Below are 12,128 nucleotides of genomic sequence, written 5' to 3'. Positions count from 1 at the left end.
TCGGCGTGGCGCCGCACGATAGTCGATGCGGCACGATAGCCCTATCAGTGGGGTGTGCGCTGTGCCTTGTCGAGGAATGTCCAGGCCACGAAGCGGCTTTGTTTCTGGCCCTGGCCCATCTCGATGACTTTCACCTCACGCGCGCCGGCTTTTTTCAGGGCGCTCTGGATCGGTGGCAGGTTGGATGCCTTGGACACCAAGGTGCTGAACCATACCACCTGGCTTGGCAATGTGGCGCTTTCCTGAATCAGTCGGGTCACGAAGCCGATCTCGCCGCCTTCGCACCACAGCTCCTGAGATTGCCCACCGAAGTTGAGAACCGGCAGCTTGCGCTTGGGATCAGCCTTGCCCAGTGCGCGCCATTTTCGTTGGCTGCCACGCTGCGCCTCATCCAGCGAGGCATGGAAAGGAGGGTTGCAGAGGCTCACGTGGAAGCGTTCGCTGCTGTCGAGTAACCCGAGCAGGATCTGCTTGCGGTTGTCCTGCTGGCGCACGCTGATGGCCTTGCTGAGGCCATTGGCTTTGATGATCGTGGTAGCCGCCGCGATGGCCGTGCTGTCGATGTCCGACCCAACGAACTGCCAGCCATAGTCGCTATGCCCCAGCAGCGGGTAGATGCAATTGGCTCCGGTGCCGATATCCAGCGCCTTGATGGATGCGCCGCGTGGGATCACGCCTTCATTGTCCTCGGCCAGCAAGTCGGCGAGGAAGTGCAGGTAGTCCGCACGCCCTGGAATAGGCGGGCACAGGTAATCGGCCGGAATGTCCCAATGGGCGATGCCATAGAACGCTTTGAGCAGCGCGCGATTGAACACCCGCACCGCCTGCGGATCGGCAAAGTCGATGCTTTCCTTGCCATACGGATTGAGTATCACGAAGGCTGCCAGCTCGGGGCTGGATTTGATCAGCTTCGCAAAGTCGTAATGACCCTGATGACGATTGCGCGGGTGCAAGGTGGCCTTTTCACGCGGCGCAGCAGGTTTGGCTGGCCGCTGAGGCTTTTTGCGCGGAGGTTTGCGGGTATCGGTCATGGGTTCGATGGTCAGCCGTGATGTCGAGTACAGAAATTCAGATAACAAAAAGCCAGCCCATAATCGGGCTGGCTTTTCTGGCCACCTTACAGGCTGGCGATGCGGGCGTGTTGCTCGGCCAGCTTGCCCAGTGCCTGTTCGGCTTCGGTCAGCTTGGCGCGTTCCTTGGCGATGACTTCAGGCGGTGCCTTGTCGACGAAGGCGGCGTTGGACAGCTTGCCGCCGACGCGTTGCACTTCGCCTTGCAGGCGCTGGATTTCCTTGTCCAGACGCGCCAGTTCGGCCCCTTTGTCGATCAGCCCGGCCATCGGCACCAGCACTTCCATGTCACCCACCAGCGCAGTGGCCGACAGTGGCGCTTCTGCACCCTCGGTCAGTACGGTCATCGATTCCAGCTTGGCGAGCTTCTTGAGCAGGTAATCGTTTTCGCTCAAACGACGCTGATCCTCGGCACTCACATTCTTGAGGAACAGTTGCAGCGGCTTGCCCGGGCCGATGTTCATCTCGCCACGGATGTTACGCACGGCGAGCATCAGGCCCTTGAGCCATTCGATATCGTCTTCGGCCGCCTGGTCAATGCGTGCTTCGTTGGCCACTGGCCAGGGTTGCAGCATGATGGTCTTGCCTTCTGCGCCCGCCAGCGGCGCAAGGCGCTGCCAGATTTCTTCGGTGATGAACGGCATGAACGGGTGCGCAAGGCGCAGCGCGACTTCGAGCACGCGGACCAGTGTACGGCGTGTGCCACGCTGACGTTCGACCGGTGCGGTTTCATCCCACAGCACAGGCTTGGACAGCTCCAGATACCAGTCGCAATACTGGTTCCAGATGAACTCGTACAGCGCCTGGGCCGCGAGGTCGAAGCGGAACTGATCCAGTTGGCGGGTCACTTCGGCTTCCGTGCGCTGCAATTGCGAGATGATCCAGCGATCAGCCAGCGACAGTTCGACAGCTTCGCCGTTCTGGCCGCAGTCTTCGCCTTTGTCCAGCACGTAGCGCGCAGCGTTCCAGATCTTGTTGCAGAAGTTGCGATAGCCTTCGACGCGGCCCATGTCGAACTTGATGTCGCGACCTGTGGACGCCAGCGAGCAGAAGGTAAAGCGCAGGGCGTCGGTGCCGTAGCTGGCGATGCCGTCGGCGAACTCCTGGCGGGTCTGCTTCTCGATCTTCTTCGCCAGTTGCGGCTGCATCAAACCACTGGTGCGTTTCTCTACCAGCGTTTCGAGGTCGATACCGTCGACGATGTCCAGCGGGTCAAGCACGTTGCCCTTGGACTTGGACATCTTCTGGCCCTGACCGTCGCGCACCAGACCATGCACATAGACGGTCTTGAACGGGACTTGCGGCGTACCGTCCTCGTTCTTCACCAGGTGCATGGTGAGCATGATCATCCGGGCGACCCAGAAGAAAATGATGTCGAAGCCAGTGACCAGTACGTCGGTGGAGTGGAAGGTCTCCAGTGCCTTGGTCTTTTCCGGCCAGCCGAGCGTGGAGAAGGTCCACAGGCCCGAGCTGAACCAGGTGTCCAGTACGTCGTTGTCCTGCTGCAGCGCGATTTCCGGCCCCAGGTTGTTTTTCGCCCGGACCTCGGTTTCGTCGCGGCCAACGTAAACCTTGCCGGACTCGTCGTACCAGGCCGGAATGCGGTGGCCCCACCACAGCTGACGGCTGATGCACCAGTCCTGGATGTCGCGCATCCACGAGAAGTACATGTTTTCGTACTGCTTGGGCACGAACGCGATGCGGCCGTCTTCGACAGCGGCAATCGCAGGCTCGGCCAGCGGTTTGGTGGAGACATACCACTGATCGGTCAGCCACGGCTCGATGATGGTGCCGGAACGGTCGCCTTTCGGCACCTTCAGGGCGTGATCATCGACGCTGACCAGCAGGCCGGCGGCATCAAACGCAGCAACGATCTGCTTGCGCGCTTCAAAGCGGTCGAGACCGGCGTAGTCCGCAGGCAGGCTGCCGTCGACGCTTTCGTTCAGCGTGCCATCAAGGTTGAAAACCTGAGCAGCAGCGAGAACGTTGGCATTCTTGTCGAAGATGTTCAGCAGCGGCAGGTTGTGGCGTTTGCCGACTTCATAGTCGTTGAAGTCATGCGCCGGGGTGATTTTCACGCAGCCGGTGCCGAATTCAGGGTCGCAGTAGTCGTCCGCGATGATCGGGATGCGGCGGCCTACCAGCGGCAGTTCGACGAACTTGCCGATCAATGCCTTGTAGCGCTCGTCCTGTGGGTTCACCGCAACGGCGGCGTCACCGAGCATGGTTTCCGGGCGAGTGGTGGCAACGATCAGGTAATCCAGACCTTCGGCGGTTTTTGCACCGTCGGCCAGCGGATAGCGCAGGTTCCACAGATGGCCTTTCTCGTCGTGGTTCTCCACTTCAAGGTCGGAAATCGCGGTGTGCAGCTTGGTGTCCCAGTTGACCAGACGCTTGCCACGGTAAATGAGGCCGTCTTCATGCAGGCGCACGAAGGCCTCCTTCACGGCGTCGGACAGGCCGTCGTCCATGGTGAAGCGCTCGCGGCTCCAGTCCACGGACGAGCCCAGACGGCGGATCTGACGGCTGATGTTGCCGCCGGACTCGGCTTTCCATTCCCAGATCTTGTCCAGAAACTTCTCGCGGCCCAGCTCATGACGGCTTATGCCTTGCGCTTCAAGACGACGCTCCACCAGCATCTGCGTGGCGATACCGGCGTGGTCGGTGCCCGGTTGCCACAGCGTGTTGCGACCCTGCATGCGACGGAAACGGATCAGGGCGTCCATGATCGCGTTATTGAAACCGTGGCCCATGTGCAGGCTGCCGGTGACGTTCGGCGGCGGGATCATGATGGTGTACGAGTCACCCACGCCTTGCGGAGCGAAGTAGTTCTCGGACTCCCAGGTCTGGTACCAGGAAGTTTCGATGGCGTGCGGCTGGTAAGTCTTGTCCATGCGCGGCGGGAACCTGTGGCATTGATTCGGAAACCGGTAAGTATAGACCTGACGGCAAGCGACAAGCCATAAGCGCCGGGCCACAACTGGCAGATCTGTCAGTTGGCGGCGAGTGGAGCAAGGGGCATGATCCGGTGTTCAAGTATCGATCGCAGGGCGAATGCGGCCATGAACAAGACTTCGGAAAGCAGGCGCGTACTGTGCCGATATCTCTATGACGCGCTGGATCGTATTGCCGTCGTCGACCCCGGAGCACAGGGTGCAGTGTCGCGTTTTTATCAAAAGAACCGTTTGACGGTCGAGATACAGGGCGCAACGCGTCGCCGTGTATTTCACGGTGAAAACCTTTTGTTAGCGGAGTATGAGACTGAAGGCGCTATCGCCCGGACGGACCTTCTGGCCACCGACCTGCAAAGCAGTGTATTGCATGCTTTGAGTTCGGAGGGGCACCAGCCGCTGGGCTATAGCCCTTACGGACATCGCTTGCCGGGCGGCCCCTTTTCCGGTTTCAACGGCGAGCGTGCGGACCCTGTGACCGGGCATTACCTGCTGGGTAACGGCTATCGCGCTTTCAACCCGGTGCTGATGCGATTCAATAGCCCGGACACCCTGAGTCCATTTGGACGGGGAGACCTGAATGCGTATGCCTACTGTCAGGGGGATCCGGTGAATCGGAGTGATCCTGATGGGCATATTTCATCGTTCAGGGTGCTTGGGCTGACTATGTTCCCCGGTAAAAAGTTTGCTTTTCAAAGGCTGCCGAACGAAATGGTTGCACAGGTGCTCACGTACCTGCCGTTAAAAGATGCAGCCGCACTGGCTTCAACGTCCTCGACGATGAGCAGCAGAGTATCGGGGCTGTCAAAAAAGCCATGGATTGATGTAATGGATCCAGACGCACTGTTGACCATCAACAAGGTTGCGAAAGGCGATACGGGCCTTTCGCCCGCCGTGCTCAGGACTGACGCCTTCAAAGCACAGTTTGAAAAGGCAGTGTCGAACATCACCTTACAGACAAATGAAAAAATCAGGATTGTTAGTCGTCAGGCACAATCAATTCTTGATGACGTGGCGCGTGTGCCGAATGCCAGTTACTCCCAATTTCAAAATGCGGTAGCTCGTAATCGGCGAGCGTATGCGGCGTCCACCGAAATACTGGAAAGTATTGATGGGGTAGTGGCCGAGCATAGGCGATTGAACGCAGAGTGGAATTCACTTATTCATCGTGAGGCAGACACCGGACGATTAGCAGCCAGGATCCGCTCCACATTGAATTCTCGATAACAGCGTATCCACGCGCATACGAGCCAGTTTCCTAACCACACACTTCACTTCTGCTGGGCCAATAACCGCTCCAGCCTTGCCTCCAGCCGACGCTTGATTTCAGCCTCGATGTGAGGGGCGAAGTCGGCGATCACGTCCTGCAGGATCAACTGCGCGGCGGCACGCAATTCGTTGTCCAGATGCAGCAGGGCATCCGGGTTCGGCAGTGCTTGAGGCTGGGCAGGCTGTTGAACGGTCTGAAGCTGCTCGACAGGTGCGGCTAGCACATCAGGCGTCAGCGTCGGGATGTCGTCTTCGTCGAAGTCCTGTTGATAAGTCGCGTCGGGGCGAGCGCCGACCACATCGAACAACAGGGGAATCTGGCCTTCCGGACGAGCCGGGTCGTTCGGCAGCGGGGAGTGTGCGGGGTCATCGCCGAGCAATTGGCGGATCGATTCCAGATCGTTCAGCAAATGCGCGGATTCAGCTTTTTTTGAAGTATCCATCGTGTCCTCAAAGGCGCTGCAGTCGGTGATCTTGCGGAGGATAGCCCTGTTCGCGATAGGAACGGAAACTCTCGCGTGCGGCAAGACGTATGGCGGGGTCTTCGACAACGACTTCGGCCACGCGGGCGAAACGTTTGAAGAAGGCCGGAATGCTCAGGTCGAGGTTGACCAGCAGGTCACTGTGTTCGCCCGAGTCGTCGCCCAGGCCCAGTACCACGGCAGCATCGTGATCGCTCTCGGCGTCGCCATGGGGTAGAAACACTTCACCTCTGAAACGCCAGAGCCGGGCATCGAGGTCCTCACGCTGCGCTGCATCGCTGCAATGCAGATAGACCTTGTGGCCCAAACGCCAGGCTTTTTCCGTGAGTTTGCAGGCAAAGTCCAGGCGCGCGGCAGGATCGGCGCTGGGCAGGATGTAAAAATCGACTTGGGTCATACAGGTTCCAGAACCAGTGGCGTATCGACCGTGAAGCCGACACGCCAGGGTGTCTTTTTATACGCCAGCGCGGTCGAGCAGGTACTGGGTCAGCAGCGGAACCGGACGTCCGGTGGCGCCTTTTTCCTTGCCGCCGCTCAGCCATGCAGTGCCGGCGATGTCCAGGTGAGCCCAGTCATAGGCCTTGGTGAAGCGCGACAGGAAGCAGGCCGCCGTGATGGTGCCGCCTTTCGGGCCACCGATATTGGCGATGTCGGCGAACGGGCTGTCGAGCTGCTCCTGGTACTCATCGAACAACGGCAACTGCCAGGCACGGTCATCCGCCTGTTTGCCCGCGTCGAGCAACTGATTGATCAGCGCGTCATTGTTGCCCAGCAGGCCGGAAGTGTGGCCGCCCAGCGCAACCACGCACGCGCCGGTGAGAGTGGCGATGTCGATGACTGCCTGTGGCTTGAAGCGTTCGGCGTAGGTCAGTGCATCGCACAGCACCAGACGGCCTTCAGCGTCGGTGTTGAGAATTTCGACCGTCTGGCCACTCATGGTAGTGACGATGTCGCCGGGACGTGTCGCGGTGCCGCTCGGCATGTTTTCGGCGCAGGCCAGAATACACACCAGATTGATCGGCAGTTTCAGTTCCAGTACGGCGCGCAGGGTACCGAATACGCTGGCAGCGCCGCACATGTCGAACTTCATCTCGTCCATGCCCGAGGCAGGCTTGATACTGATGCCGCCGGTGTCGAACGTAATGCCTTTACCGACCAGCACGAAGGGCTGATCACCTTTTTTGGCACCCTGATAGTTCATGACGATCAGGCGAGGTGGCTGGGCGCTGCCCTGAGCCACCGCGAGGAAAGAGCCCATGCCCAGTTCGGCCAGTTTCTTCTCGTCGTGAACTTCCACTTTCAGATTCTTGTGTGCCTTGCCCAGCGCCTTGGCTTCTTCGCCCAGGTAGGTCGGGTGGCAGATGTTAGGTGGCAGATTGCCCAGGTCGCGGGTCAGTGCCATGCCGGTGGCGATAGCCTTGGCGTGAGTGGAAGCGCGCTCGATGTCAGCTATGCGTACCTTGTCGGTCAGCAGGGTGATTTTTTTCAGGGCGCGAACTTCGGCTTTCTGGGTCTTGAAGCGGTCGAAGACGTATTCGCCATCCGCCAGGGCCTCGACCAGCAGACGAGCCGTGCCGTAGGTGTCGCGGTTTTTCACTGACAGGTCATCGAGCGCAATCGCAGCGTCGCTGCCGCCCAGGCCTTTGAGGCAGGTCAGTGTTGCACCGACGATTTTTTTCAGCTGGCGGTCCGACAGTTCACCTTCCTTGCCGGTACCGATCAGCAGAACGCGCTCTGCCTTGATGTTGGGCAGGTTGTGCAGCAGCAGGCTCTGACCGACCTTGCCCGCCAGATCACCGCGTTTGAGAATGAGGGAGATGGCTCCGCCGCTGAGGATATCGACAGCCTGGGCAGCACCAACCAGTACACGGCTTTCGCCGACGGTGACCACCAGCGTTGCGGTTTTCAAGGTTTCTGGGCTTACGCTTTTAACAACCAATTCCATGTGGGGTCCCCGAGTAGACGATGAGAGTCGCAATATGAATGATGTACGCGGGATGGCCTGAGTGTTTTCAAGGTGGATGCCCGCGGTAAGCCTTGCAGTTTGACCCCGCTGCACGACTGCTGACAACCCCGTAGAGCCGCCTGCTTTGCGTGTATGTGCGAACTATCCCCGGTGCGCAGTGACAGAAACACACAATCACAGGATAATGCCGCATATTTTTTGATGCCCACGCCTTTTGCCGGCGTGAATCTCTGGTTGCCGTGGCTCACAATTTTTCCCTGTTTGGCTGCCTGAGCCTGACAACTCTGGAGTGTCTGGTTTGATTGTCTTCCGTTATCTGTCCCGAGAAGTGCTGCTTACCTTGAGCGCGGTCAGCGCCGTGCTGCTGGTGTTCATCATGAGCGGACGCTTCATCAAGTACCTGGCGCAGGCCGCGTCCGGTGCGCTCGATCCGGGCGTGCTGTTCCTGATCATGGGCTTCCGCCTGCCAGGCTTTCTGCAGGTAATTCTGCCGCTGGGCCTGTTCCTCGGCATTCTCATGGCTTACGGGCGCCTGTACCTGGAAAGTGAAATGACCGTGCTGGCAGCCACCGGCATGAGTCAGCAACGGCTGCTTGCCATCACCATGGGGCCTGCCACGCTGGTCGGGCTGTTGGTCGCCTGGCTGAGTTTCAGTCTGGCTCCACAGGGCGCTACCCAGTTTTCGCTGCTGATCAACAAGCAGGACGCCATGACCGAGTTCGACACGCTGGTGCCGGGCCGTTTTCAGGCGCTGCGTGACGGTACACGTATCACTTACACCAAGGAACTGTCGGAAGACCGCTCGCAACTGGCTGGTGTGTTCATCTCTGAAAAACGCATGTCCGGCGACAAGAGCAAGGACAACGGTATTACCGTGCTGGTGGCAGAGAAGGGTCATCAGGAGGTAAGGCCCAATGGCAGTCGCTTCCTGATCCTCGAAAACGGCTACCGCTACGATGGCAATCCTGGTGCGGCTGATTACCGTGTGATCAAGTACGACACCTACGGGGCGATGCTGCCCAAGCCGGAAATCAGTGAAGAAATCACCGACCGTGAGGCCATTCCGACCAGCGAACTGATCGGCAACCCGGCACCGCGCTCTGTCGCCGAGCTGCAATGGCGTATTTCGCTGCCGCTGTCGGTGTTCATCGTCACGTTGATGGCTATTCCGTTGTCGCGCGTCAATCCGCGTCAGGGCCGTTACCTGAAGCTGCTGCCGGCGATCCTTCTGTACATGTCTTATCTGGCCATTCTGATCTCGGTGCGCAGTTCGCTGGAGAAGGGCAAGCTGCCGCTCAGCCTGGGCATGTGGTGGGTGCATGGCATCTACCTGTCCATTGGCCTGCTGTTGTTCTATTGGGAGCCTCTGCGTCTGAAGATGGCGAGTCGTCGCAGCGTCACGGAGGTGACTCGTGGTCAAGCTTGATCGATACATCGGTAAAAGCGTATTGCTGGCGATTCTTGCGGTTCTGGGAATCATTCTAGGGCTGGTTTCATTGTTCGCGTTCATCGACGAGATGGGTGATATCAGTGACACCTACACACTGGCGGATGCCCTCAGCTACGTCATGCTGACCGCGCCGCGGCGTGTCTACGACACCCTGCCAATGGCTGCCCTGATCGGTTGCCTCATTGGTCTGGGTACGCTGGCCAGTAGCAGCGAACTGACCATCATGCGTGCAGCAGGTGTGTCCATCGGGCGCATCGTCTGGGCGGTCATGAAGCCGATGCTGCTATTGATGGTTGCCGGTGTACTGGTCGGCGAGTACGTGGCTCCCTACGCCGAGAACCAGGCTCAGGCCGCTCGCTCGCTGGCTCAGGGCTCGGGTGATGCGCAGAGCGCCAGGCATGGTCTTTGGCACCGTCAGGGTGACGAATTCATCCACATCAACACCGTCCAGCCCAATGGTCTGATGCTTGGCGTGACACGTTACCGTTTCGACGATCAACGCCACATGCTGACGTCCAGCTTTGCCAAAGAGGCCAATTTCAAGACCGATTACTGGGAGTTGAAGGACGTCAGTACCACGCATTTCAATGACGGCCGTACCGAGGTCATCAATACGCCGGTCGAGCGCTGGGATGTAGCGTTGAGCCCGCAATTGCTGAGCACAGTGATCATGCCGCCCGAGTCGCTTTCGATCAGCGGTCTCTGGAACTACGCGCATTATCTGGCTGATCAGGGCTTGAGCAATGGCCGCTACTGGCTGGCGTTCTGGACCAAGGTATTGCAACCGGCTGTGACAGTAGCGCTGGTGCTGATGGCAATCTCGTTCATCTTCGGCCCGCTGCGTTCGGTTACGCTGGGGCAGCGCGTGTTCACGGGGGTGGTGGTCGGCTTTACCTTCCGCATCATTCAGGACCTGCTTGGTCCTTCCAGCCTGCTGTTCGGTTTCCCGCCGTTGCTGGCCGTGCTGATGCCTGCTGCAGCCTGTGCGCTGGCCGGTGTGTATCTGCTGCGCCGCGCCGGATAGCGTCGTGTAGCCGCAGTGAAAAAGCCGACCTTGAGTCGGCTTTTTCATGGGCGTACTCATGTACTTGCCGAGCGGAATCGCACATATAAAAAAGCCTCTGACATTGCTGTCAGAGGCTTTCTGTACGTACGAGAGTGTGTCGTATCAGGCTTCGGCTTGAACTTCGTCAGCCTGCATGCCTTTTTGGCCCTGCACGGCAACGAAGGTAACTTTCTGGCCTTCTTTCAGGCTTTTGAAGCCGTTACCCTGAATGGCGCGGAAGTGTACGAACAGATCCGGCCCGCTCTCAGGAGTGATAAAACCAAAACCTTTTTCATCGTTGAACCACTTGACGGTACCGCTCTGACGATCAGCCATTTTCTTATTTCCTTGACGCTTGACTTGAATTGGTTACAGCCTCTTTCACACGAAAGAGCACTGGGGCTGGTTGCAGGAAGTAAGAAACGTAGAACGGGTTGTAGCAAACCTAGAGCTACTGCCCAGGTCCAGATTCGGCGACCCATGCAAACACAGTCCGGAAACTCTACGCCAACTCTCGTTACAAATACAACCCCCCCCTGCCTTGTACCCTGTTTCCGGGGGGTAGAGCCTTATGCCCGGCGTGTTTGCCTGCTGTGCACGGTGTTTGGTCTGTCATAACATTTTGCACTTTATAGGTGCATTTTTGGCATATACAACAGACTGTTCACTCGGTTGAAACACGGCCGAAACAGTAGTGTGTAACAGCACCTGCGCAACAGCGAAGTATTGCTGTTTTTTTGACGCCGTTGTTTAGCCGCGAAAGTAACGTTGTGCAACGAAAGGCATTTTTGCAACGCGCATGGGCACTTTCTTGCCGCGCACCATTGCCCAGACCTGTGTATCCAGCGCGGTGTAAGCGTTGTTCAAATAACCCATGGCCAGCGGGCCAGCCAGGCTCGGGCCAAAACCGCCGCTGCAGACAGTGCCGATGACAGCGCCCTGTTCATCGACGATTTCTGTGCCCTCACGCACTGGCGTGCGCTCTTCGGGAAGCAGGCCGACACGTTTTTTGGCGACACCGTTCTGTTGCTGGGCAAAGACATGCTCTGCTCCCGGGAAGCCGCCTGCACGTGCACCGTCTGCGCGACGCACTTTGGAAATAGCCCATAACAGGCTGGCCTCTACGGGGGAGGTGTCGGTGTCCATGTCATGACCGTACAGGCACAGACCTGCTTCCAGTCGCAGCGAATCACGTGCGCCCAAACCGATCGGGGCAACTTCCGGTTCTTCCAGCAGGCGGCGCGCCAGGGCTTCAGCCTGTTCGGCCGGGACTGAAATTTCATAGCCGTCTTCGCCGGTATAGCCCGAGCGGCTGACATAGCATTGAACGTCCAGCAGCTTGACGCTGGCGAACTGCATGAAGGTCATCTTCGCCACTTCCGGCGCAAGGCGCGCCAGCACCGTGACAGCGGCCGGACCTTGCAGGGCGAGCAGGGCGCGTTCTTCGAACAGCGGTTCGATAGTGCAATGCCCCGCCAGGTGCTTGCGCAAGTGCGCCAGGTCCTGATTCTTGCAGGCCGCGTTGACCACCAGCATCAGTTGATCATTACCGAGATTGGCAACCATCAGGTCATCGAGAATGCCGCCAGCATCGTTGGTGAACATCGCATAGCGTTGCATGCCGACTGACAGGTCAATGATGTCCACTGGCACCAGGGCCTCAAGGGCCTTGGCAGCATCTGTACCGGTAAGACGAATCTGGCCCATGTGCGAGACATCGAACAGGCCGGCCTGCGCGCGAGTGTGCAAATGTTCTTTCATTACGCCAGCCGGGTATTGCACGGGCATGTCGTAACCGGCGAAGGGCACCATCTTCGCGCCGAGTTCGCGGTGAAGGGCGTGCAGGGGAGTGGTCAGCAGGGTTTCTGTGGACATGTTCAATTCCTTGTTGAGCG

Annotated in this window: 10 protein-coding genes; 3 read left to right on the top strand and 7 right to left on the bottom strand. The window is 58.7% G+C overall.

From position 1 onward, the window contains the following. Positions 1 to 44 precede the first annotated feature (44 nt). Positions 45 to 1,031 carry a 23S rRNA (adenine(1618)-N(6))-methyltransferase RlmF gene (gene rlmF, locus AC4ANE_RS22255; protein WP_044320192.1) on the bottom strand — a complete coding sequence of 329 codons (987 nt, stop codon included), beginning with the start codon at positions 1,029 to 1,031 and terminating at the stop codon, positions 45 to 47. Between the two features lie 86 nt (positions 1,032 to 1,117). Further along, complete coding sequence (locus AC4ANE_RS22250) at positions 1,118 to 3,964, bottom strand: valine--tRNA ligase (protein ID WP_002552281.1); 2,847 nt, start codon at positions 3,962 to 3,964, stop codon at positions 1,118 to 1,120. 168 nt (positions 3,965 to 4,132) lie between these two features. Here AC4ANE_RS22250 and AC4ANE_RS22245 point away from each other — a divergent pair, with 168 nt between their 5' ends. After that, on the top strand, positions 4,133 to 5,248 hold the full coding sequence (locus tag AC4ANE_RS22245; RefSeq protein ID WP_031595936.1) for an RHS repeat-associated core domain-containing protein: 1,116 nt from the start codon (positions 4,133 to 4,135) through the stop codon (positions 5,246 to 5,248). 44 nt (positions 5,249 to 5,292) lie between these two features. Here the strand turns inward: AC4ANE_RS22245 and AC4ANE_RS22240 are convergent, their stop codons facing one another. Genes AC4ANE_RS22240 through AC4ANE_RS22230 form a run of 3 tightly spaced genes read right to left on the bottom strand, consistent with a single transcriptional unit; the run spans position 5,293 to position 7,717 of the window. Further along, positions 5,293 to 5,733, bottom strand: a complete 441-nt coding sequence (locus AC4ANE_RS22240) for a hypothetical protein (protein WP_002552283.1) — start codon at positions 5,731 to 5,733, stop codon at positions 5,293 to 5,295. Positions 5,734 to 5,740: 7 nt separating this feature from the next. Beyond that, positions 5,741 to 6,169 (bottom strand): DNA polymerase III subunit chi, encoded by a 429-nt coding sequence (locus tag AC4ANE_RS22235; protein WP_002552284.1) that lies wholly within the window; start codon positions 6,167 to 6,169, stop codon positions 5,741 to 5,743. Positions 6,170 to 6,226: 57 nt separating this feature from the next. Then, positions 6,227 to 7,717: a leucyl aminopeptidase gene (locus tag AC4ANE_RS22230; protein WP_002552285.1), complete on the bottom strand. Its 1,491-nt coding sequence runs from the start codon at positions 7,715 to 7,717 to the stop codon at positions 6,227 to 6,229. Positions 7,718 to 8,036: 319 nt separating this feature from the next. Between AC4ANE_RS22230 and lptF the strand changes: the two genes are divergently transcribed. After that, a complete protein-coding gene (gene lptF, locus AC4ANE_RS22225; RefSeq protein ID WP_002552286.1) occupies positions 8,037 to 9,164 on the top strand; it encodes an LPS export ABC transporter permease LptF in 1,128 nt (375 codons plus the stop codon). Further along, positions 9,151 to 10,212 (top strand): LPS export ABC transporter permease LptG, encoded by a 1,062-nt coding sequence (gene lptG, locus AC4ANE_RS22220; protein WP_002552287.1) that lies wholly within the window; start codon positions 9,151 to 9,153, stop codon positions 10,210 to 10,212. The genes lptF and lptG overlap by 14 nt, the downstream gene beginning before the upstream one ends. 144 nt (positions 10,213 to 10,356) lie before the next feature. On the opposite strand, the gene AC4ANE_RS22215 is transcribed toward lptG, so the two are convergent. Together AC4ANE_RS22215 and gcvT are read right to left on the bottom strand one after the other, a co-directional pair. Next, on the bottom strand, positions 10,357 to 10,569 hold the full coding sequence (locus AC4ANE_RS22215) for a cold-shock protein (protein WP_002552288.1): 213 nt from the start codon (positions 10,567 to 10,569) through the stop codon (positions 10,357 to 10,359). Positions 10,570 to 10,983: 414 nt separating this feature from the next. Then, on the bottom strand, positions 10,984 to 12,108 hold the full coding sequence (gene gcvT, locus AC4ANE_RS22210; RefSeq protein WP_002552289.1) for a glycine cleavage system aminomethyltransferase GcvT: 1,125 nt from the start codon (positions 12,106 to 12,108) through the stop codon (positions 10,984 to 10,986). Between the last annotated feature and the right edge of the window lie 20 nt (positions 12,109 to 12,128).

The organism is Pseudomonas sp. Pme6b (assembly GCF_058129925.1).
This window is presented reverse-complemented; position numbering and strand designations above follow the sequence as displayed.